At 48.5% G+C, this 22,618-nt stretch carries 25 protein-coding genes; 16 read left to right on the forward strand and 9 right to left on the reverse strand.

From position 1 onward, the window contains the following. Window positions 1-917: pyruvate kinase (gene pyk, locus JF818_RS10150; protein ID WP_198891896.1), on the reverse strand; the 917-nt coding region annotated here is incomplete at its 3' end. Between the two features lie 150 nt (window positions 918-1,067). Here pyk and JF818_RS10155 point away from each other — a divergent pair. Genes JF818_RS10155 through JF818_RS10170 form a run of 4 tightly spaced genes read left to right on the forward strand, consistent with a single transcriptional unit; the run spans window position 1,068 to window position 6,395 of the window. Next, window positions 1,068-3,431, forward strand: coding sequence for an RND family transporter (locus tag JF818_RS10155; RefSeq protein WP_198891897.1), 2,364 nt, complete (start codon window positions 1,068-1,070; stop codon window positions 3,429-3,431). Further along, window positions 3,428-4,192 carry an outer membrane lipoprotein-sorting protein gene (locus tag JF818_RS10160; protein WP_198891898.1) on the forward strand — a complete coding sequence of 255 codons (765 nt, stop codon included), beginning with the start codon at window positions 3,428-3,430 and terminating at the stop codon, window positions 4,190-4,192. Before JF818_RS10155 ends, JF818_RS10160 begins: the two co-directional genes overlap by 4 nt. Beyond that, window positions 4,192-5,439, forward strand: coding sequence for a hypothetical protein (locus tag JF818_RS10165; protein ID WP_198891899.1), 1,248 nt, complete (start codon window positions 4,192-4,194; stop codon window positions 5,437-5,439). The genes JF818_RS10160 and JF818_RS10165 overlap by 1 nt, the downstream gene beginning before the upstream one ends. Window positions 5,440-5,477: 38 nt before the next feature. Beyond that, window positions 5,478-6,395 (forward strand): helix-turn-helix transcriptional regulator, encoded by a 918-nt coding sequence (locus JF818_RS10170; RefSeq protein ID WP_198891900.1) that lies wholly within the window; start codon window positions 5,478-5,480, stop codon window positions 6,393-6,395. On the opposite strand, the gene JF818_RS10175 is transcribed toward JF818_RS10170, so the two are convergent. From JF818_RS10175 to JF818_RS10190, 4 genes are read right to left on the reverse strand one after another with little or no spacing between them, the layout of a single operon-like run. Further along, window positions 6,396-6,779 carry a Fur family transcriptional regulator gene (locus JF818_RS10175; protein WP_198891901.1) on the reverse strand — a complete coding sequence of 128 codons (384 nt, stop codon included), beginning with the start codon at window positions 6,777-6,779 and terminating at the stop codon, window positions 6,396-6,398. Next, the gene (locus JF818_RS10180; protein WP_198891902.1) at window positions 6,772-7,638 is read right to left on the reverse strand and encodes a metal ABC transporter permease; all 867 of its coding nucleotides are present in this window, start codon (window positions 7,636-7,638) and stop codon (window positions 6,772-6,774) included. Before JF818_RS10180 ends, JF818_RS10175 begins: the two co-directional genes overlap by 8 nt. Beyond that, window positions 7,635-8,405, reverse strand: coding sequence for a metal ABC transporter ATP-binding protein (locus JF818_RS10185; protein WP_198891903.1), 771 nt, complete (start codon window positions 8,403-8,405; stop codon window positions 7,635-7,637). The genes JF818_RS10180 and JF818_RS10185 overlap by 4 nt, the downstream gene beginning before the upstream one ends. Then, on the reverse strand, window positions 8,402-9,298 hold the full coding sequence (locus tag JF818_RS10190) for a metal ABC transporter solute-binding protein, Zn/Mn family (protein ID WP_198891904.1): 897 nt from the start codon (window positions 9,296-9,298) through the stop codon (window positions 8,402-8,404). The genes JF818_RS10185 and JF818_RS10190 overlap by 4 nt, the downstream gene beginning before the upstream one ends. A 127-nt stretch (window positions 9,299-9,425) precedes the next feature. Here JF818_RS10190 and JF818_RS10195 point away from each other — a divergent pair, with 127 nt between their 5' ends. Further along, complete coding sequence (locus tag JF818_RS10195; protein WP_198891905.1) at window positions 9,426-9,947, forward strand: gamma carbonic anhydrase family protein; 522 nt, start codon at window positions 9,426-9,428, stop codon at window positions 9,945-9,947. Here the strand turns inward: JF818_RS10195 and JF818_RS10200 are convergent. After that, entirely contained in the window at window positions 9,944-10,615 is a 672-nt protein-coding gene (locus JF818_RS10200) for a TrkA family potassium uptake protein (protein WP_198891906.1), read from the reverse strand. The genes JF818_RS10195 and JF818_RS10200 overlap by 4 nt on opposite strands. A gap of 13 nt (window positions 10,616-10,628) precedes the next feature. After that, a complete protein-coding gene (locus JF818_RS10205) occupies window positions 10,629-11,915 on the reverse strand; it encodes a TrkH family potassium uptake protein (protein WP_233067177.1) in 1,287 nt (428 codons plus the stop codon). A gap of 126 nt (window positions 11,916-12,041) precedes the next feature. Between JF818_RS10205 and JF818_RS10210 the strand changes: the two genes are divergently transcribed. The 9 genes from JF818_RS10210 to JF818_RS10250 all read left to right on the forward strand — a co-directional run bounded on the left by JF818_RS10210 (window position 12,042) and on the right by JF818_RS10250 (window position 20,130). Continuing rightward, complete coding sequence (locus JF818_RS10210; protein WP_198891908.1) at window positions 12,042-12,554, forward strand: ferritin; 513 nt, start codon at window positions 12,042-12,044, stop codon at window positions 12,552-12,554. A gap of 75 nt (window positions 12,555-12,629) precedes the next feature. Beyond that, window positions 12,630-13,466 (forward strand): pirin family protein, encoded by an 837-nt coding sequence (locus JF818_RS10215; protein ID WP_198891909.1) that lies wholly within the window; start codon window positions 12,630-12,632, stop codon window positions 13,464-13,466. A gap of 134 nt (window positions 13,467-13,600) precedes the next feature. Next, window positions 13,601-14,011 (forward strand): GntR family transcriptional regulator, encoded by a 411-nt coding sequence (locus JF818_RS10220; protein ID WP_198891910.1) that lies wholly within the window; start codon window positions 13,601-13,603, stop codon window positions 14,009-14,011. 2 nt (window positions 14,012-14,013) lie between these two features. Continuing rightward, complete coding sequence (locus JF818_RS10225; protein ID WP_198891911.1) at window positions 14,014-15,126, forward strand: slipin family protein; 1,113 nt, start codon at window positions 14,014-14,016, stop codon at window positions 15,124-15,126. After that, window positions 15,113-15,793, forward strand: coding sequence for an ABC transporter ATP-binding protein (locus JF818_RS10230; RefSeq protein ID WP_198891912.1), 681 nt, complete (start codon window positions 15,113-15,115; stop codon window positions 15,791-15,793). Before JF818_RS10225 ends, JF818_RS10230 begins: the two co-directional genes overlap by 14 nt. Further along, complete coding sequence (locus tag JF818_RS10235; RefSeq protein ID WP_198891913.1) at window positions 15,793-17,040, forward strand: ABC transporter permease; 1,248 nt, start codon at window positions 15,793-15,795, stop codon at window positions 17,038-17,040. Before JF818_RS10230 ends, JF818_RS10235 begins: the two co-directional genes overlap by 1 nt. 9 nt (window positions 17,041-17,049) lie before the next feature. After that, complete coding sequence (locus JF818_RS10240; RefSeq protein ID WP_198891914.1) at window positions 17,050-18,285, forward strand: ABC transporter permease; 1,236 nt, start codon at window positions 17,050-17,052, stop codon at window positions 18,283-18,285. Continuing rightward, a complete protein-coding gene (locus tag JF818_RS10245) occupies window positions 18,278-19,021 on the forward strand; it encodes an outer membrane lipoprotein-sorting protein (protein WP_198891915.1) in 744 nt (247 codons plus the stop codon). Before JF818_RS10240 ends, JF818_RS10245 begins: the two co-directional genes overlap by 8 nt. Then, the gene (locus JF818_RS10250; protein ID WP_198891916.1) at window positions 19,015-20,130 is read left to right on the forward strand and encodes a hypothetical protein; all 1,116 of its coding nucleotides are present in this window, start codon (window positions 19,015-19,017) and stop codon (window positions 20,128-20,130) included. Before JF818_RS10245 ends, JF818_RS10250 begins: the two co-directional genes overlap by 7 nt. Here the strand turns inward: JF818_RS10250 and JF818_RS10255 are convergent. Then, a complete protein-coding gene (locus JF818_RS10255; RefSeq protein WP_198891917.1) occupies window positions 20,127-20,828 on the reverse strand; it encodes an ATP-binding protein in 702 nt (233 codons plus the stop codon). The two genes, JF818_RS10250 and JF818_RS10255, sit on opposite strands and share 4 nt — an antisense overlap. 88 nt (window positions 20,829-20,916) lie before the next feature. Between JF818_RS10255 and JF818_RS10260 the strand changes: the two genes are divergently transcribed. Both JF818_RS10260 and JF818_RS10265 read left to right on the forward strand, forming a co-directional pair. After that, window positions 20,917-21,582 carry a Crp/Fnr family transcriptional regulator gene (locus JF818_RS10260; RefSeq protein WP_198891918.1) on the forward strand — a complete coding sequence of 222 codons (666 nt, stop codon included), beginning with the start codon at window positions 20,917-20,919 and terminating at the stop codon, window positions 21,580-21,582. A gap of 2 nt (window positions 21,583-21,584) precedes the next feature. Next, a complete protein-coding gene (locus JF818_RS10265) occupies window positions 21,585-21,986 on the forward strand; it encodes a hypothetical protein (RefSeq protein WP_198891919.1) in 402 nt (133 codons plus the stop codon). Here the strand turns inward: JF818_RS10265 and JF818_RS10270 are convergent. Then, a complete protein-coding gene (locus JF818_RS10270; protein ID WP_198891920.1) occupies window positions 21,976-22,440 on the reverse strand; it encodes a hypothetical protein in 465 nt (154 codons plus the stop codon). The two genes, JF818_RS10265 and JF818_RS10270, sit on opposite strands and share 11 nt — an antisense overlap. Window positions 22,441-22,618: the final 178 nt, after the last annotated feature.

Below are 22,618 nucleotides of genomic sequence, written 5' to 3' on the forward strand. Positions count from 1 at the left end.
CTCGTACCATCCAACACTGCATTCGCCACATCATTGGTTTCAGCCCTGGTAGGTTTGGGATTGTGCATCATTGACTCCAGCATCTGTGTTGCGGTAATGACAGGCAGCCCACGATCGATGCAGGACCTGATGATAGCCTTCTGGATCAGGGGGACTTCCTCAGCCGGGGCTTCAACCCCCAAGTCTCCTCGGGCGATCATAATCACGCTCGACTCATCCATGATCTCCTGGAGGTTGGTAACTGCCTCAGGCTTCTCAATCTTGCTGATAATGGGGATGGTTCTACCGTAAGAGGCCATCATATGCTCTTTCAAGGCCTTAACATCTTTCCCGCTGCGAACGAAGGAGAGAGCAACATAGTCAAGGTTGTTCTTGAAGGCAAATGCCAAATCTCTCTTGTCTTTCTCCGTGAATGAACTCAGTTGGCGTAAGGGGACTTCTGGAAGGTTTACCCCTTTACGAGGGAGAATGACTCCCTCTTCCAGCAAGGAGCAATGGATATCTTTCCCTTCAATGCTTTCCACGATAAGGGAGACCAATCCATCATTGATCAATATCCGTTGCCCTACCTTGATCTCTTCATGCAGGAATGGGTAGTCAATACTGATACGCTCCTTGGTTCCCACGCATGGCTCAGTGGTCAGGGTAATTTTCTCTCCCTTTTGCAGTACATACATCTCTTCCTGCAACTGCCCAAGACGAATCTTCGGTCCTTGCAGGTCCATGAAGACTGTTACAGGAAAACCCAACTCCTTGCTTGCCTGTCTGACGTAGTCAAACCGCTTTTGCTGTTCTTCATGCGAACCATGACTGAAGTTCAGCCTAATCACACGGCATCCTGCTTCCAAAATGGCTTTAACCATAGGATACGTCTCACTCGCTGGTCCCAGTGTGGCAACAATCTTGGTATAGGTCATAATCCTGCCTCCTATGAGTATCATGAGGTGAACTACTGTGATTTGTAAAGCATAATCCCCACCAGGGTGAGAAGAGAATCACCCAAAAAGGTGAAGAGAATACTCTCTCCAGGCGATTGTTTTCCCATATCCAAGCACTAGCATGAACGTATGAGTAGGCATATTGTTCGTAGCTGGATCATTATTGTTGTTTCACTTCTTTTCAGCCTTATCTGCATCAGCAGTATAGGGAGGCTTCATATTGACAGCTCAACCGATGCATTTATTCCCAAGGCACATCCGGTAGTAGCAACCAATGAGAAGATTGAGGAACGATTTGGCTCTCTTGACTCGGTTGTGGTAAGTCTGTACGCTCCTCAATCAATTCTGAAGGAAGAGTACCTTGAACAGCTTACTTCACTGACAAAACAGATAGAGGCATTGGATGGCGTCAAGCAAGCTTCAAGCCTGGCAAATCTCAAACATCTGGAACCATCATCCGAGGGAGTTGCGGTTGTCCCTCTCTATGATGGGGATATAGGACGGATAGAGGAACGTATCGCGTCTTGGCCCTCTTTCTATGAAGGAACGTTCATCTCTGAAGACCATCAGGTACTCTCTATTCTGATCCAAACCACACGAGAATACGATGCGACTCTCTTGCTCTCCAATCTTAGGGAGCTACTGCTCCCCCTTGAGGGACTGGAGTTCTCTCTTCTTGGGCTACCCGCTGTTACCGAGGAGATTGAAAGGAGTTTGCTCAGTGACCTGGCAATGCTTGCCCCGATAGTGGCTCTACTGATTATCCTCGTGCTCTACCTCTTCCTCCGAAGAATTGACGCAGTGCTGCTCTCTCTTGTTCCCCTTGTATTCAGTAGCTCCCTGACCCTGGGGATCATGGCATGGACGGGTATCACCGTAACCATGGCAACGATGCTCGTCCCAGTCCTTCTGCTCATCGTAGGGAGTGCCTATACTGTGCATATATTCAGCCATTTCTACCAAGAATATGATGGAAGAAATATTGAGGAAACCCTGCAGAACGTAGTGCACACCAATACCTATCCAATTATTGGTGCTGCAGCAACGACTGCCTTTGCATTCCTTGCCCAACTTTCCAGCCCTCTAGGGCCTTTCAGAACATTCGGTTTACTTAGTTTCATTGGTGTGGTTGCCTGTGCAGGTAGCTCACTGATCCTGCTTCCCGCCCTGATCAGGGTCGTGTATCAGGTAAAGATTCCAAAACCACGAAAAGTGAGTAAGTCCCATTCAGTATTCCTCGTACGCTTTGCACTGAAGGTTTCCAACAAGTGGGGCAAGCTGACCATTACCCTCTTCCTGCTTATGATCATCATTGTCCTTCCTCTCTCCTACCTGTCATTACAGGAAGGTACAAACATGCTTGCATTCTTCAGACCCTCCTCTACCCTCGTGAAAATGAACAACCGTTACAACCAGGCAATGCAAGGGTCCTTCTCCCTCTCAGTGATGATCACCCCCCCTGAAGGCACTGCTACACTCAGTCCGAACGTACTGAAAACAATTGAACACGCCATAGAGACGATAGAAGAGGAATCCACTGTTGGCGGCGTTCAGTCCATCCTACCTTTTATTAAACGCATGAATCAGTTGCTTGGACCTGCTGAGGGAGCGATAGTGGAAACGGTGGAGGATGAACCGGTATTTGACTTTTTCTCCGGTCCACTCTCCAGCGAAGCATCTACTACCAACCCTACAGCAACCAAGCAGCTTGAAAGAGGTGGCAATGGATCCTATGAGATTCCCAGTGACCCAGCAAAATACGGCCTTTCCTCAGAGGAGGAACTGAGTCATCTTATCGCCCAGTATCTGCTGTTGTACAGCTCATCCCTGGATAGCTTCATCGATGATCCACTGGAACCTGATTCCACCCTTTTCACCATATTGCTCAAGGAATCACATACTGAAACACTCCGCTTGATCTCTACCAAACTCCCCACCCTCTTTCCTTCAACATGGAACGTGGAGATTGGAGGAGGAGAGGCAGTAAGCCTTGCCCTGACTGACTTGGTCACCAAGAGCCAAATCATCAGTCTCTTCAGCTCACTTATTGCTGTCTGGATACTGGTACTTATCACACTCCGCTCTGCAAAACTTGCAACACTTGCCCTCCTTCCCTGTCTCTTTGCACTCTCCTCAGTATTTCTGGCTATGGCGCTTTTCTCCATCAAACTGGATATCGTGACCAGCCTCATTGCAGCATTGGCAATTGGTATCGGGGTGGATTATGCAATCCACTTGCTCTCAGCGTTTATGCGCAACAAGCACTCATCTGAAGAGATCATGATGACCACCGGTAAAGCAATCTTGGCAAATGCTGCATCGGTTGCGGTTGGATTCAGCGGACTACTCTTCAGTCGCTTCCTTCCAATTGCAAACCTTGGACTGCTCTTCTGTATCGCCATGATTGCAGCAAGTGCTGCTGCACTCCTGCTCTTGGTGGCACTCCAGGTCCATCTCCCCAACCTATTCAACACTTCCAGGAGGAAATCATGAAACGATTCATCACACTGTTCTCTATACTCAGCCTTGGATGTTCTTTTGCAATTTTCAGCTCACCGACTGCTGACCAGATCATGGAACAGGTACTTGAAAGACAAAGCTCAACAACTTCGGCACTCGATATCAAACTCACCTTGATCGATACCTCGGGAAGTGCCAGAGAGAGACGGCTGCAAACACTCAGTACAACCAAGGATGGCAGGACTTCCACACTGACGGTATTTCTCTCCCCAGAGAGTGTACGCAATACCCGCTTTCTCTCCATTGAAGGGACAGATGGAAATACTGAGCAGTGGATTTACCTCCCCTCCCTTAAGCGGATCAGGAAAATAGCGGGAGCTGAGGAAGCTGGATCATTCATGGGTAGTGATTTCTCCTATAGCGATATGGCTTCAACCACCTATGATACCGGCCAAGCAGATCATCATCTCATCTCTGAGGATAGTAACAGCTTTACCGTTGAATCGATTCCCCATGAGGTGAAAGCGTATGGTAAAACCATTACCGTTGTCGACAAGGAAACCTATTTACCCCTGGAGGTTCAGTTCTATGAGCCTGACAGGAACACGATAGTAAAAACATTGACCACAGAGGCAATTGACACGCTCTCTGGTCGTCCGGTCAGTACTACCATGGTTATGAGAACCCACTCCAGTTCACACTCCACACGCTTGGAGATTCTTCAAGCACGTTATGATATTCCTCTTCCAGAGGGATACTTTACGACCAGATTTCTGGAAACAGGGAGGCTCTGATGAAACGAACCCTAGCTATTACCATCCTGTTGTTGGCTACCACAGCACGTTTGTTTGCTTTTGATATATTTGCTGAGGAAGAAGAACCTAAGAGGACCTTCTACCTGCAACAAGAGACATCCCTGAATGTCTATCGTGACAAATCCGTAGATCCCGGGGTACTACTTGGGCTCTCAGTCGATTATGAAGATGAGACGTTTAGAGCAATAACCACCGTACGATTTGATGCAATGACAAATACCCTTTCAGCGGAACACCTCTCCATCAGCCTCTACTGGGGTAAGCAGACGCTTGCTGCAGGATGGATGACCCATCCTTGGGGAAGTGCATCGCTCTCCCATGTTGTGGATGTGCTAAATGCCCAGGACCTAAGTAAAGGTATCATAGATGACCTGGAAGCAATGAAACAGAGGGAACTGATGCTCTCCCTGACTACCTACTGGGATCGAAGCTCCCTGGATGTTGTCCTGAAACCAGGGTTTCTCCCTACCAGCTTGGAAAGCACTGGACGTTGGTCACTTATTCCGGCACAGTTTGCGTCAGTGACATTGCATGAAGAAGAGACTGAGAGCCTTGAAAAATTTGGAGGGGGGGCACGCTACCGAATACAATCAAGTGCCATCGACCTTGGCCTTCTCTATTTCAATGGGTACTGGCCACAAAGTGGTTACACCAACATCACCTTTAACCCTTCACCCTTTGCGATCACAGGGGCCGATACCGTTCATACCCGCTACCAACTTATTGGCTTGGAATCGAGTAGTTTGTTTGGGCCCTTTACACTTGCTTTGGAGGGGGGATTCTTCCTCAGTGAGGATACCGATGGAAGTGACCCAGGATTATACAATAGCAAATGGGCATACTTAGCAGAACTCTCCTATACCCATAGCGCGAGTGGCACATTTCTGGCAGTTGCCTACCAGGGACACTATGTTCTAAATTTCCCTTCCTCGCCTATGGATGTAGATGTTCTCGCTTCCTATGGAGGAAAGGCCTATGCCAATACAATCATTGCCGCAGCAGAATCCAAATTCTTCCGGGAAAAACTTGCATGCAGAGTAGCTGGGACCTACCAAGTAGAAAGCACCGGATACCTCATGCTCGCCTCCGCCACCTATGCTCTGGGGGACAATCTCTCTTGTTTCCTCAAGACTACCTGGTATGGTTCAATAGAGCCGAAAGAGAGCATTTATCACACATGGGATGCAAACGATTCTCTTCAGATAGGGCTGAAAGCATGGTTCTGAGCAGAGGTATATGATAGGATTCTCCTAGGAGGAACCCAATGGTAATCCTATCCGATATCCTTCTCTTCCTTACCACCGCTTTGGTGGTTTCCATTACTTGTCTCTGTATCTTGCTCTTCTACCGTGTGCGCGATGCATATATCGGTTCCTTCCTTACTGTCCTTGTTCCTCTCTCACTGCAAATGTGTCTCTCTCTCTTGGTCACCTACCTGACCAGAACACTTCCGGTGGGAAACCTGGACGCCAATGCTTTTCAGGTATTTGCACTGGGAGCAACCATCTTCTCTGTCCTGCTCACTACCACATTGTTGCTAATGATGAGCAAGTATTTGATACAAATTCTTCCTGCTACTGATAAGCAGAGAATACTGGGAAACCGAATCCTTACATTCTTGATCCTGTTTTTTTTCCTGATCAGCCTCTGGGTCATCATCGCCGAGAGCAAGGGAGACTGGCAGAAAGCCCTCAGCGACACCATAGCCTATCACTTCTTTGCGGGCAGCATGTTCTTGGTGATCCACGCAGTTCTGAGTGGCATCTTCGTCAAGAAGGCGACTACCTGGGAGGAAGAGCGCCTGTTGAAAGGAATCATCTACACCTTTCTACCGCTGTTCTTCCTGTTTCCCCTCGATCTGCTGTTCTTCAGGAATCTTCCGTTCAAGCTGGTCTATCTTAGTTTTTCCACACTCTCGGTCTATCTCTACTATTTCATCAGCCGTAGATATTTCTTGACTTGGGAACAGACCGACCACGTGGATACAACGGGCGGCAAGGAGTACGGGCTCTCACTCAGGGAAGAAGAGGTATTACGATTGCTTGCAGCAGGATGCAGTAATCAGGAGATTGCAAAACAGCTCTATATCTCACCCAATACCGTTAAAACCCACATCAAGAACATCTATGCAAAGATGGGCGTAAACAACCGACTCCAGCTCTTCTCACTGCTCAAGAAGTGATCATGACTTACAAGAGGCACAGATACCGGTGAGAAAGAACGTATGGTCACTGATGGTGAATCCATACTGTTTTTCCCATTCTTTCATCTGCTCTTGGTAGGCACATCCCCCAAGGTCGATGAATGTATGACACTTCTCACAGTGGAACCAGTGGTGATGGACTCCTTCACTGCGGCTGCGATAGCTATAGTAGCGTTCGGTACCGTGCTCAGTGCAGTGTAGGATGAATGATTCAGCAAAGCCCTGCTCCTCAAGATAGTGCAGGTTGCGATAGATGGTTGCTTGGTCAAACGGGAGTGAGGGCTCTCCGCCCAGCATCGATGCGCTGACAGGTTCCTTGCTCTCTTTGAGCAACTCCAGCAGGGCTTTTCTTGCCTTAGTCATGGTGTTTCCTCCATTTTTTCAGCAGGTCACCAGCCGACCGCCCCAAGTAGAACGCACCGGCAATAACGACGACGGTTGCTCCCACTGGAATATCGAAGCCCCAGCCCACAGCAAGCCCTGCAAAGGAGAACAGGAAAGAGAAGAGCGTGGCAAAGGCCATCATGGAGGCAAGATTCTTCGCCTTATACCCTGCTGTTCCCGCTGGGAGAGTGAGCATGGCGATCACCATTACGATACCAACAAATGTCTGCAGCAGAACAACGGCTACCGCTGTTATCGAGAGGATGGCGAGAAATACCACATGGGTCGGGATTCCTCTCACCTGGGCGAACTCCTCGTCAAAGGCAGTTGCCTCAATCTGGGGATAGAATCTCCAGGCAAGCACAATCACCACCACATCAAGAATAGCAAGCAGGATCAAATCAGAGGGAGCAATAAGCAAGATATTACCAAAAAGGTAACTTGATGGATCGGTGTATCCAGGGGTCTTTGCCATGAACAGCACACCAATACTCATCCCAATTGCCCAGATTGCTTGTATGACCGTATCCTCACGTTGCTTGGAGCGGAGGGAAACCGTCCCGATTATCGCTGCAGAGAGGAGCGCAAAGATAATTGCTCCTACCATCGGGCTGAGGTTCGGGACCAAGCCGGTGGCTGAGAGATAGAGAGCAATACCGATACCACCAAGCACAGCATGGCTGATGGCTCCGGCAAGGCCGGCTATCCGTTTCACGGTAACGACCGAGCCCAGCACCCCGAAGAGAACAGAGGAGAGCAAACCAGCAAAGAATGCATTTCTCACAAAGGGAAAATCGGGGTTGAATAGTGCGGAAAAGAATCCTAGAAGATCGTTCATACATCCTCCCTTGGGAAATGGCAAAAGTCTCCTGGGATCTCAACATCGTGCCGTACCCGTTTCCTTGTTCCTTCTGCTTCTTCCTCAAGTGCATGCTGGACGACAGTCCGGCCAACTTTTCCATCCCTATGGGCATCGATACAGAACACCCGGTCGATCAAGGGGGAGACCTCTCTCATATCATGGGTAACAATCAGGATGGTTGTAGAACCCTTAAGTTTCCCTAGGGTTGCATAGAGTCTCTGCTCACTCTCCTTGTCCAGATTGGCAGCCGGCTCATCAAGAATCAGCATGGTGGGTTCAGCTGCAAGAGCACGGGCAACCAACACTCGCCGCCTCTGGCCCCCACTCAGGGCATTGTAGGGTCGCTCGGCAAGGTGCTCAAGCTCTACCTGCTTGAGTGCTTGCAGTGCTTTCTCCGTCTGCTCAGCTTTCCCTCCCCGCTTTGATGCATCAACACGCCCCATCCTCACAACTTCCAATACGGAAATAGGGAAATTGGGATCATAGCTGGTGTGCTGGGGAACATAGCCTACAAGGGCCCGGCTCTTTCTTGGATTCTCCCCAAGCAGTCTGATCGTCCCAGATTGGGGAGCCTCCAGACCAAGGACCAATTTCAGCAAGGTACTTTTCCCTGAACCGTTTGGACCAACCAGGGCGATGAATTCCCCTGCATGAAAATGAAAGGATACATCCTCAAGGACTCTCAGATGTGGATAAGAGAACGCAACATCATTGAATGAGAGTGCTACAGGGACGCTACTCATAAGCTTTCCTTGAGGGCATTGCCCATCAAGCGGATATTTCCCAGCCAATCATAGGCAAGGGGATCGAGTGGGACTACCTGTGCACCAACCACCTGGGCGACTTTCTCTGCACTGCCGGAGGGAAATTGCTTTTGTACAAAGATTACCTTTGCCTGATCGTCTTGTGCCCGCTCTATCAGGAGAGCCAAGTCCTTTGCTGTGGGTTCCTTCCCTCCTGTCTCGACAGCCTCCTGATGAAGGCCGAATGAGTCAAGGAAGTATCCAAAGGAGGGATGATAGACAAAGACGGTACTGCCAGAGAGCCCCGCGAGCTCTGTTTTCAACGAGGTGAATTCTCCCTCAATCTGGGAGAGGAGTTGCCCAGCTCGCTCTTCTACTTCCTCTTCAGGCAATCCAAGGTGGGTGGTCAGTGCAGTGCTGATGTTCTTGACCAAGACCTTCGACTGCTCCCATCCAAGCCAGGTATGTCGATCAATGTTCAATTCATGAACAGGCTCATCTTCACCTGCTTCTTCATCCTCATGGTCATGATCTTCCAAGGTCCGAAGGGTCATCCCTTCTGTCCCATCTATGATGGTGAGATCTGGATAAAGACTGGATACTTTGTCGATAAGAGCATGTTCAAAGTCCGTGCCACTGAGAATCCAGATACTGGCCTTTGCCAACCGAGCCATTTGGGAAGGAGAAGGTTCATAGGAATGTGGATTCTGCCCCTCCCCAACCAGTACAGCAGTTTCCACCAGGTCACCAGCGATCTGGTCGACAAAATATGCATGGGGAAGAATACTCACCATGACAATAGGCTTGGAATCCTGCTCAGTATTCCCCCCTGCAAAGAGAGCGAAAGGGGTTAGAATGAGCGCCAGTAGTATCGATAATGCACGTGTTCGCATAGTACCTCCATCAAGTATCTACAACATAGTAAACCCATGATGATTTTGCAAGTCATTTGCAAAATTATTTCAGACTGTACAGAATCATTGCATTCCGGCTATAGTCAAACCAGTGAGGAAACCGACTATGATGTACGCATATAATGGCAAGTCACCGAGTATTGCAGAAGGTTGTTACATCGCACCCAGTGCTGATGTCATCGGCAACGTCACATTGGGCGAAGGGGTCTCTATCTGGTTTCATGCCACACTCAGGGCAGATGTGAATACCATCCATATTGGAAGGCAATCGAACCTTCAGGACAACGTGGTTGCACATGTAGACAAGGGATTCCCGCTTATTGTGGGAGAAAGATGCACTGTCGGACATGGTGCCATTATCCATGCCTGCACCATTGGGGATGACTGTCTTATCGGCATGGGAGCAATTGTACTCAATGGGGCAGTAATTGGGGAAGAGTCCATCGTTGCTGCAGGCGCTCTGGTTTCCCAAAACAAGGTTTACCCTCCCCGCTCGTTGCTGGTTGGCACCCCTGCAAAACTTATCAGGACCCTCAGTGATGAGGAGTTTGCCAAGGTGAGGGAAAACACCCAGGAGTACTGGGAGTTTGCTCACGACCTTGCAACCGGGAAGCAGACAATCAACTAGGCTTCATTTGCCTGTTCAAATTTCCTGATTGCATCGTTGGTCCCACCAACAACCAATACATCATCCTCGAACAGCTGTTGGTCAGGCAAAATCTCACTGATGGCCTTCTCGTCTCGAATGATTACAATAATATTCAGGTGATAACGCTTGCGAAGATTCAAGTCAGCCACACTTTGATCAGCGAATTTTCCGGAGAGTGTGACATTGGCAATGGAGAAATCATCACAAAGCTCAAGAAAATCCAGTGTCCCAGTGGAGACCAAGGAACGGGCTAGTCGCTCTCCCATCTCAACCTCAGGAAAGACAGCCTCAGCACCAATACGCTCAAGCACCTTGCCATGATTCATGCTTGTTGCCTTGGCAATGACCCGGGGGATACCCAACTCAATCAAGCTCATCGTTACCAGAATATTTGATTCAATATCCTTGCCTATGCAGACAATTGCAGTTCGGCAGTGGGAGATTCCAGACTCATGCAATACTTCTTCAGTGACGGCTTTCACTGGATAGATATTTTCCAATTGATCCTTGACTGCGTTTAGCTTCTCTTCCTCAATTTCCAGGACTATAACCTGTTTCCCTGCCTTGGTAAGTTCCAGGGCCAAGGACAGGCCAAACCTTCCCAGTCCAATAATCCCATATGCATCAGGATCATACTCTCTCTTCATGGCAAATTATCTCCTATCCAATAAATACCTGCTCTTCAACATAGCCCAGTTGTGAGGTTTTCCTCGCAAAACTGGTGGCAATGGTGATAGGGCCGACTCTTCCGGCAAACATTACGACCATCAATACGAGCTTCGATAGTGTAGCGATTTCGGGGGTGATTCCCATTGAAAGTCCAACGGTAGCAAAAGCTGAGACCGCTTCAAACAGTACCTCAAGAAAGGTGAACTTCGATCCTTCAATAATCAACAACAGAAAGCTCCCACCACCTATGAGCAGAATGGAAAGCAAGAGGACCTGAAAAGCCTTGAGAATACTCTCACCTCCAATCTTACGCTTAAAGGCAGCTGGCTGGCGGCCAAACATCAAGGAGCCGAGGCTGAGAAACAGTGTGAAGGTGGTGGAGGTCTTGATACCACCACCAGTCGATCCAGGACTTGCTCCAATGAACATCAAAACAATGGTAACAAGGAGCCCAGCTTGACTCAAGCCTGCTATATCCACGGTATTAAATCCAGCTGTCCTGGTAGTGACACTCTGGAAGAATGCTGCAAGAGGCTCCAGATGTTCGACAAAGAGATAGAACAAGAACCCCCCGATGATGAGAATACTGTTCATGGTCACCACAATCTTGGAGTGCATGGTCAGTTTCTTCCAGTTACGATTCCTCACAATATCTGCAATCACAAAGAAACCGGTACCTCCGATTATAATCAGTAAAGCAGTCGTAAGGTTCATCGCAACACTATGGCGGTACATGGATAGACTCTGATACTTTCCCATGAGGTCAAAACCAGCATTATTGAATGCAGAGATGGTATTGAATAGTGCATGGCCAAAGGCATCGAGTGGTGCATAGGACGAACGGAATATGAAATACTCAATGAAAACGCCGGTTCCTTGCACAACCAAAGCTGCCAAACCAACAGCACGTACCACCATCAGCGTGCCTTGGACAGAAGAGAGGTTATAGGCTTCCTTGATGAAAGAGCGCTGACTGAGACCGATGTTCATGCCCAAGAGGAGACTGAAGGAGATAACCATTGAGGCAAATCCCAAACCACCGAGTAGTATCAGGATGGCAATGACCGTACGACCAAAGAGAGAGAATGTCAGCGCTACATCAACCGTAACGAGTCCAGTAACACAAACTGCACTGGTGGATATAAAAAGTGAATCCCAGTAGGAAATTTTTATTCCTTCGTTGTGGGAGATGGGAAGTCGCAACAACAACGAACCCACTAGAATGATAGCCAGAAAGCCTAGCAGCAAATAGTGATTTGCTCCTAGCGGCCTTTTCATGCGCTTTTCCATGGAGACAGAGTCTACTGCGTCTTTTCCTGATGTGCAAGATAGCGAGGCAATTGGTATATTGTCGATACACAATATTAGTTGTATCTTTGTATTAGTAAAAATAAGGAGATTCATATGCTGTCAAAAGAAATCGCCACATTATTGAATGAACAAATCAACAAGGAGTTCTATTCCGCATATCTGTATCTTGATATGGCAAACTTCTACGCTGAAAAGGGACTATTCGGATATGAGAACTGGTTCAAGGTACAAGCAGAGGAAGAGATGAGTCACGCCATGCTCTTTCGCCAGTACTTGTTGAACAATGGACATACCGTAACACTCTCCGCTCTGGCAGATCCCAGCAAATCATACGAAAATACCAAGGATCCTCTTGTTGAGGCGCTTAAGCATGAGGAATATGTTACAGCCTCCATCAACAACATCTATGAGGTAGCGGTAAAACAGAAAGATTATCGCTCCCAGCAATTCCTTGACTGGTTCATCAAGGAACAAGGTGAAGAAGAAGCCAATGCTCAGGAGAACATCCAGAAGTTCGAGGTCTTTGGCTCTGATAACCGTGGCCTGTACATGCTCAACAAGGAGCTGGAAGCAAGAGTCTTTACACCTCCTTCCTTGCAGCTGTAAAACAAACAAAAAGAAGTTGTATGCACCCACGTCCTACGTGGGTGTTATACTATGAGCACAATAGAAGGAGTGAACATGCAGAAACGACCAATCAAGCGCATCACAGGCGGAGCGGTACAGTACGACGGAGCCGGAGTCAAGCTGGTTAGGGTTATCGGATACAATGATACCAAGGATTTTGACCCATTTCTTATGCTTGATGCATTCGATTCAAAGGATAGTGAAGACTACATCAAAGGATTCCCTTGGCATCCCCATCGGGGGATAGAGACGGTCACCTACCTCATTGAAGGTGAGATTGAGCATGGGGATAGCCTGGGAAACAGTGGCTCCATAAACGAGGGATGCTGCCAGTGGATGACCGGAGGAAGTGGCATCATACACCAGGAAATGCCGCAACCCAGTGATCGTATGCTTGGATGTCAGCTCTGGATCAACCTGCCCAAGAAAGACAAGATGACCGATCCTGCGTATCGGGATATCAGGAAAGAACAAATCCCTGTTGTCAGGGAGACGGGGAGTGAAGTCAGGGTCATCAGTGGTTCCTATAGTGGGACCAAGGGCCCTGAGGAAGGTGATTATGTAAAAACCACTTACCTCGATGTCAAGCTGGAACCGAATCAATCCTGGAGTTTGGAAGTTCCCTCTGAAAACACGCTCTTCCTCTATATAGTGGAGGGATCACTGCTCACAGATGGCCAGGAGGTGCCTTTCCATAGGGCAATACTCTTCGGCGATGGGGATACCCTCTCACTCTCAGCTGGAGAAGCAGGTGTTCGCTTCTTTCTCTATGCGGCAAAACCGTTGAAGGAACCAATTGCTTGGGCAGGTCCCATTGTCATGAACACGCCTGAAGAACTGCGTCTTGCACGACAGGAGCTCCAAGACAATACCTTTATCAAGCATAAGTAATAAAACAAGTTAACAAGCATGTAAGCTGCTTCCTATGGGAGGCAGCTCTTTTGTTTCTGAACAGACTTATGAATTTGTTGACATTGTACTAATACACCAGTACAATAGTACAAGAAGTGAGGAAATAGGTGGTGATGGCCAAGATTGAACCTAGATTGGAATTCAGCCTAGACGTGAAAAGCGGGGTGCCTTTCTATAAGCAGATCATCTTCCAGGTGGAGATGGCCATTGCCGATGGAAGATTGGGAAAAGGTGCTCAGCTCCCTACTGTTCGAGCCCTTGCGGTGGATTTAAGCGTCAACCCGAACACGGTTGCCAGAGCATACGCAGAGATGGAAATCAGGAACATCGTGGTGACACAACAAGGTTCAGGAACCTTCATCAGTGACAAGGAAGTCAGTATTGATGGGATCGAACGGGAACGTATCCTTTCCCAAATCACCAAGGAATATCTCACAAAAGCTTCTTCCTATGGATTCCAGCCAGATGAGTTGATCGCGGCCATCAAAGACATGGGAAATGAAGTACATACACAAGGGGAATAATCATGAACCTGTACAAGAAAAAAATTGAACGCATCAAGAACATGAAGGGTTTCGTTTTAAAGAAGGACTTCAACTACGGAGCACTTTCCTTCTTGGTATTGGCACTCTTTCTCGCTGGAGGAGCTATCCTTCAACTCTTACTCTACCCTTCCATGCCACATGAGGCGCTTGTCATGGTGAGCACTGCGACATTTACAGCAGCAATCCTCATCGCTCTCTTCCCTCTGTGGACATTGGTGATGGCGATAATCCTGATCCTGTGGGTCTGGGTAATCGGAGAACTTTCATTGTATCTCTATCCGATCACTGCCCTTTCCTCGCTCGGGCTTCTCATCTCATCCTCTTTCCAGCTGGTCTACCACTGGGACAAGGTGATCATTCTGAGGTTGGGAAAGTTCCAGACAGTCAGGGGGCCTGGGCTATTTTTCCTTATCCCCTTGATCGATAGGGCTGCTGAGTTCATCGATACCCGTATCAGGGCAACTGACTTTAGTGCCGAGAAAACACTTACCAAGGATACTGTCCCTGTCCATGTGGATGCCTTGGCATTCTGGATGATCTGGGATGCAAAGAAGGCCATCCTGGAAGTAGAGGATTACACTGAGGCGGTCATCCTATCGGCTCAGACAGCACTCCGCGATTCCATCGGCAAGCACTACCTGAGAAGTCTACTCAGCGAACGTGAAGAGCTCGGACGGGAGATACAGCAAGCCCTTGATGCCAAGACCAATCCATGGGGTGTTACCATTCTCTCAATAGAGATTACCGATATCATTATCCCAAAGGAATTGGAGGATGCGCTAAGCAAGCAAGCGCAGGCTGAGCGTGAGAAAGAGTCGAGAATCATACTGGGTGCCGCAGAGGTGGAGATTGCAAAGAAATTCACCGAGGCTTCAGCTGAATATGCCAATGACCCGATCGCACTGCAACTCCGGTCGATGAATATGGTGTATGAGGGAATAAGGCAGAACAACTCAATGATGTTGATGCCGGCCTCAATCCTGGAACATATGGACTTTGGGGCGGTGATGGGAACAGCGGCAATGCAGAAAGCAGAACAGGCCAAACGAAACAGTGAGAAGGAAGTAACAGAAGATGAGCATGATCAGAATTGAAAAAGTATCGAGAAACTACAAGACAGGTGAAACCGTAGTCAAGGCATTGAAAAAAGTCTCCCTGGATATTGAAGCCGGTGAGTTTCTCTCCATTGCAGGGCCCTCAGGATCTGGAAAGACTACATTGCTCAATCTTATTGGTTGTATAGATGGCTTGGATGAGGGAGAAATTTTCATCAATGGTGATGCGATCAGCACAATGGACAAGGTTGAGAAAACAGCATTCAGGAGAAATAATCTTGGCTTTATTTTCCAGACCTACAACTTGATCCCAGTCCTCTCCGCCTACGAGAATGTCAGCTTTGTACTCTCCTTGCTTGATGTCAGCGAGAGTGAAGTCAAGAGACGCACCTATGAGGTACTCAAGGAAGTTGGTCTTGAGGGGATGGAGGACCGACGTCCCGCCAAGCTCAGCGGTGGGCAGCAGCAGAGGATAGCCATCGCCCGAGCGCTCGTAAAGAACCCACAGATCATCCTCGCTGATGAACCGACTGCCAATCTGGATTCCAAGACTGGAGAAGAGATCCTCAAGCTGATGAAACGCATGAACGAGAAGTATCATACCACGTTCATTTTCTCCACTCACGACCAGATGGTCATGGACTACGCCTCCCGCCTTGTGCAACTGCATGACGGGGCCATCGTCAGTGACGAGAGGAGGCAGTAATGAAATTTATCCTGCAATTGGCAGTGAAGAATCTTAGCCGCTACAAGCGGCGTACAATCATCACATCGGTGGCCATCGCAGTTGGATTGATGATGTATATCATCGTTGATTCCATCCTCGGGGGTGCTACGCTGGAATCGATGCGAAACCTCCGTTGGTATGAGACCGCCTCTCTTCGTATCTATGCTGATGGATACTGGGAAGACCGTGCATTCCTCCCTCTTGAAACCAGTATTGAGAATCCGGAATCCATCATTCCATTGGTGGAGGAAGAACAAGGAACAGCAACAGTCAGGACCACCTTCGCCGCTGATATGATTCTCTATAGTGATGATTTTGGTGAGGACGGCAATATGAGTGTCAAAGTGACTGCCATCGATCCCGAACAAGATTTCGAAGTCTATCGTTTCGAAGATACCTTGGTGGAAGGACGACACCTTGAACCGGGGGAGATGGACGGAGTGGTATTGGGTAGCTGGTTTGCTGAGGACATAGGGGCAGAGGTCGGTTACTGGGTTACGTTCCTCACCAGGGGCAAGGGAGGCTTCTATGAGGCCTTCGACATGCAAATTGTCGGTATCGTGAACTGCCCAAATCCCAATGTGAACCGAACACTCATCATGATGGATATTGATGCAGCTGGTACCTACCTGGGAATGGAAAACTCGGTAACAAGTATCGATATCGTCCTCCCTGAGAAAACCAACCTTGAACAAGCGAAAGCCACCTTGCAAGCAAAACTCCCTGAAGGTTTCAGTGTCTTCACCTGGGAAGATCTTGCTCGAGACTACCTGGCACTCGTGGAAGCAAAGCAAGGGGGAACAGGGATGATTCTCTTCCTTGTCTTCATTATCGCAGCTGTGGGAGTCTCCAACACCATGTTGATGGCAATGTATGAGAGAATGAGAGAGCTTGGCATGATGCGTGCTCTCGGTATGAGGGATCGTGATATCCTTCTCTCCTTCCTCTTTGAGGCCGGAGGTATTGGTCTCATTGGGTCAGTCGTGGGGATAGCACTGGGTAGCCTGGTGAATATCTATCTGGTGAACACAGGCTTCGATTTTGGTTTTATGTTCAGGGACATGGATATAGGGTTCAGGATTTCGAGTGTCATGCGAGGAGCTTGGAACCTCACCACCATACTCAAGGCATTCACTGCCGGTATACTCCTCTCCATGCTTGTAGCAGTTCTTCCCATCAGAAGGGCCTTGAAACTCGACATCCCAACGTGCTTGCACCATCAATAGGAGAAGACGATGACGATAAAATTACCAGCTGTAGCTTTCCGCAATGTGTTCAGGAATCTCCGTCGCTCCATTCTTTCTGCTGTAGCAATTGCTGTTTCAGCAATGGCAATCATGGCACTGTTGGCCTTGCTTGAAACCATGGAAACAGATATGGCGACCAATCTTACCAGCTACTACACCGGAGAGGTAAGGATCCGGCATGCAGACTTTGAGAAGTATGAACGATACAACCCTCTGCACCTAAGCTTGGACACAGATGAGGTGATCTCTGTTGCCTCTGCTGTCGAGGGAGTGGAGGCGGCTACCCCGCGGATCAACTTTCCTGCAAACCTGTACATTGACGAGAAGAACAATGGAGCCATGGGAGTCGGTGTCGACTTTAACACGGAACAGGCATTTATAGACTTTCCTGCAATCATGGATGAGGGAAGAATACCTGAACCTGGAGCCAATGAACTTTTGATGGGCAAATTTCTTGCCCATGATCTTGGTCTCTCACTGGGGGACAAGGTTACCATGCTCACCTCCACTGCACTGAGGGGTTCCAATGCCATGACATTCACCATTGTTGGTATTGCAGCCTTCCCAGTGGGAGGACTGAGTGCCAAGACGGTGTATATTCCCATCGATCGGGCGCAATACCTCCTGAGAATGGATGGCCACAGCCAGGAAATCCTATTGCTCACCGAGGATGGATACAAAGAAAGAGATGTAGCCAATGCAGTGAAAACTGCCTTGGAAGAACAACTCTCCCTTAAGACTGAAACTCGGGCATGGAAGGATCTGAATATGATGTATACATTCCTCTCCATTGCCAAGTTCATCTACTATGTGATGGGAGCCATCTTCTTTGTTCTGGGAAGTACGGTCATCATCAATACTACCATGATGGTTATCTATGAGAGAGTTCGTGAGATTGGAACATTGGGTGCCCTCGGAATGCAAGGGAAGGAGCTCACCAGGCTTTTCCTCTTGGAAGGTACCTTCATCAGTATCGCCGGTTCCACGCTCGGTACACTCGTCGGGGTTTTGATCGTCTACATACTCAGCAAGACTGGTATTAATTTCACCGAGGCGATGAGTGGTGTCGATATGGAGGTATCCTCCATTCTCTTTCCTCGGGTCAACTGGTTCACCGCTCTCTTTGTATGGATCTACGCGATCATCATCTCATCACTCTCTACGCTCATTCCATCCAGGAAAGCTTCAAAAATTGAAATTGTGGAGGCACTACGCTATGTCTAAACGTATTATCATGGTCCTGCTAGGACTCACCATACTCTTCCTGCCTGTTTCCCTGTTTGCAATCACCGCCGAGGAGATTGTCAGGGAGATGGATGCACAAGCCACCTTTGAAACCTCCTACTCCACCGGATCAATCAAAACGACTGACCGGTTTGGAACCAAGGAGAGTACTTTCAAGGCATGGTCTCGTGGTACAAACGATTCCCTTATTGAATTCACCAGCGTCGCTGAACGGGGGCAGAAGATACTCAGGACCAAGGGAAGCCTCTACCTCTTCTATCCTGATGCCGAAGAGTTGATCAGGCTGCAAGGAGCAGCACTCAGACAATCAGTACTTGGCAGTGACCTCTCCTATGAGGATATGACGGAAGAGAAAACAACCCTAGATGACTATACCGTGACACTCGATGGCAGTGAGACGATCAATGGAAGGGATTGCCATATTCTGACCCTTACAGCAAAAACAAGGCAGGTCGCCTACCCTGTCCAGAAGATCTGGGTGGACAAAGAGACCTTCCTGACGTGGAAAGGTGAGTATTCCACCAGTCACGGCCGCCTGCTCAAGGAGATGGAGGTGCTCGACACCCTGGAGGTAGATGGAAGGACCCTCCCAAAAGAGACCCGAATCGAGGATGCGATGAAGAGTAACAGTGCAACATGGATGACCCTCGACACCTTGGAGGTAGACATCACACTCGATAGAAACCTATTCACCTTGGAGAATCTGACATGGTAAAAAAGTCACTACTCCTATCACTCATCCTATATATTGGAATGACCTTGAGCGCAGCAGAAAACCCGGTAGTGGAGATGCAGTTGCTCAGCGCAATCAGCTATACGCCAAATACGAGCCAGTGGAATGAGACAATGGCTCCCGCCCTTAGTCTCTCGATCAGCTCAGGAAGGAGTGGCAATGTACGCGGGGAAGTAGTCTTGAAAACCCCAAATCCGATGCTCTTCAGTACTGCTTCTACCTCTGATATATATGAAGAAATCCTTCACAAGGCTTACTTCAAGGCTCGTTTCCCTTCAGTCCGCCTGACGGCAGGAAAAACCCGCCTCTCATGGGGGGATGGAATGCTTTTCAATGCTGGGGATGTGCTCTATGGGAGCAATGACACCTCTGTGACCTTGACCCAATCAGAGCTGAGGAGTGAGACAGGACTCCTGGTAAGCCTGAACTATCCCCTGGGGTTCTTCAGTTTTGCTGAGGCCGTGGTACTCCCTTCACCGGATATGCAAATTGAACATATGGGAGGAGGGGCTCGTCTCTACACTACAGTGCAAGAGACCAAGGTGGAGGCAGGCTATCTCACCAGTTATGAGAGTGAGCGCCTGCATAAGCCCTATATAAGCCTGCAGGGAAACATAGGACCGGACTGGTACCTGTCCTCTTCCCTAGCCATTCCACAGAGTGGAGATATTGGCGAAGAAACACTGGATTCCTGGGTAATTACCGGTGGATTGTTCCACATCCAGTATCTGGAAAATGATAAGAACGTATCCCTCCGGCTGGAATTCCTTACCCGCCCTGCAGGGAACTGGAAACTAGAGAGCCAAAGTGATGCAGACTGCCCACTTCTTCTCTATCCTGAGGTGGTCTACACCCCTTCTTCCAGCCTCTCTTGGTCCTTAAGGACGATCATTAGTCCGTTGGACCTTTCCTTCAATGCAACACTCGGCGTAAACTGGGCAGTCCTTGAAGGCTTCAGCCTCCTCGGCTTCCTCAGTGCTCCCGTAGGGGAAAAAGATGACTTGTTCAGTTGGAAGGGTAAGGTTCCTTCTCCTTACGGTCCTAAGGATGGAAGCATCTCCCTCTCCCTTGGAGCATCCTGGATCTTCTAGCGGAGAATTTCCCCTTCCGTGGAGAGCGTTACCACGGCAAGGGGGATAATCTTCCCACTGGCTGTAATTGCACGCTTCACTGCACCATCGAGCCCTCCACAGCAAGGCACTTCCATCCTTGCAACAGTAACGCTCCTGATATCATGATGCTTGAAAATCTCGGTAAGTTTCTCTGAATAGTCCCCTGCATCGAGCTTGGGGCAGCCGATAAGGGTGACTCTGTTCTTGATGAAGGTATTATGGAAATCACCATATGCGTAGGCTGCACAGTCAGCGGCAATAAGCAGGTCAGCATTGTTGAAGAATCCAGCATTCGGGGCAGCCAGCTTGATCTGTACCGGCCATTGACGGAGCTGGCTCTGTTGGGGTGCAGTATTCGTATTTTGTGAGACAGGTTCTTCCTTTTCTTCCTGCTTCATCACCTTGATCTGGCTTCCAGGGCAGCTGAATACCGGCTTATCCGCTTCCATGAACTTCTCTACCGCCTCATGGTCAAATGCAGGAGCTTCCCGCTCTTCGAAGGTGATTGCTCCAGTTGGGCAGACTGGTAGGCAATTGCCCAACCCGTCACAGTAATCTTCCCTAAGAAGTACCGCTTTACCGTTTACCAGACCAATTGCTCCCTCTTGGCATGCACTCACGCACAAACCACAACCATTACAAAGCTCTTCATCTATAGTTATCATCTGTCTGATCATATTGACTCCATTGTCTTGTTATATAGGTTATGATACCATGTGCTTATCTATTGATATGTTGGATTTACAACAAAATATAAGGTGGTTTATGAACATCTACGAGATAGTACACCATTCTCATCTTTTCAAGCAGATAGGAGCACAGGAGCTGCCCCAATTGCTCGGTTGCCTGAAGAGTAGGACCAGCAATTTCCCCAAGGACTACACCATCATTGATGAAGGGGATTTCACCGATGAAATGGGAATCGTACTCCAAGGATCAGTGAATATCGTCCGTCACGATTTCTGGGGAAACAGAACAGTTGTGACCAATATTGGGGTGGGTGATACCTTTGCAGAGACTGTTGCCTTTACCCAGTCCCCCAGTGAAGTTGCTGCCATCACATCCCAGCCCACCACTATCCTGTTCCTGAACATCAATAAAATTGTAACCACCTGCAGCATGAACTGTGTGTATCATCATATGTTGATCGAGAACCTAGTGAGATTACTCAGTCACAAGAACCTGGAGTTGATGAAAAAAATCAATCACATCACGAAGCGTAATACGCGGGAGAAACTACTCTCCTACCTCTCTGCTGAATCGAAGCGGCAAGGAAATAAGAAGACCTTCACCATTCCTTTTGACCGGCAACATCTTGCAGACTATCTCTGTGTCGAGAGAAGTGCGATGTCCAGTGAACTCTCAAGGATGCGCAGTGAAGGATTAGTGGATTATCATAAGAGCACATTTACCCTGCTCGAGGAGAACTGATTATGAAAAGAATAACCGTATATGCGATACTTGCAACCGCCTTGGTGTTGCTCACCTCCTGTGCCACGGCAAGAAAGCCTGATGCAGTGCCACTGTCCATTACTGAGTCCCCAGCTGAGCAACTGTTTAAGCTCTCTGTTAATCAAGGGATGCTTCAGGACGCGGGATACTCCTTGGGTGATATCGTAACAATCGAGCTGGAAGGTATACTGATCCATGCCCGTTATAGCCTTGAAGCCAGAGAGGGGTACACGACCCTGGTGGCAACTGAAGATTACTCATTGTTGCATCTTCCCAAGGAACTTCAGGAAGGAAGCACAGGAATTCTGTTCCCCTACCGAAAGGATTCCTCCAAGATCAACACCAAGCTGAATGTGACAGGGAGCTTTGTATTTACGTTGTAATCTGCACTGGTTCAGAGAGTATATCGAAAGTGTCACAGACTGTTTCAAGGAAGAAGATCCTGATGCTTTGCAGGTCCATATCCCCATCATAGATTCCCTGGTCCTCACGGGTACTATCAGAGTACACAAAGCCCCTGAGCTCCGAGAAATTTCCTTTGGTCTGGTACTCGTCCTGCAACTCCCTCAGTGAAATTCCCATCGTATAGGAGAGCGCTCTAAGGTCTTCCTTTTCAAGAGAAACAGCCAAGATAACAGCTCCATCTCTCTTCACTATCATCGAGTAAGGTATGGAAACAAGTTGCTCACCATTCCTGCATGCGGGATTCTTGAGTAAGGTGCAGACCAAGGGACCGCACTTCCATATTTCATCAGGCATGATACCATCTCTCTCATCTGGAAAAGTGTGCCAGATAAGGGGATCAATCATGGGCTGGGTAGTAGCATCTAGGTTCATAGGAGCCTCCTCATATAGAGTATCCTTTGTTGCTGGAAAGAGGCAAGCACTCTCTAGATTCTTTGCAACAGTTGTTCAATCGTAAGATTCCCCAACGCTGCAACGCCCCTATTCCTGGATGAAGCAGAGGCTGTAACCATGTCTTATAAGAGTATCGTTCAGCAGAATCTTAAGCGGC

It is taken from the genome of Sphaerochaeta sp. S2, assembly GCF_016406725.1.
Classification (GTDB): domain Bacteria; phylum Spirochaetota; class Spirochaetia; order Sphaerochaetales; family Sphaerochaetaceae; genus Sphaerochaeta.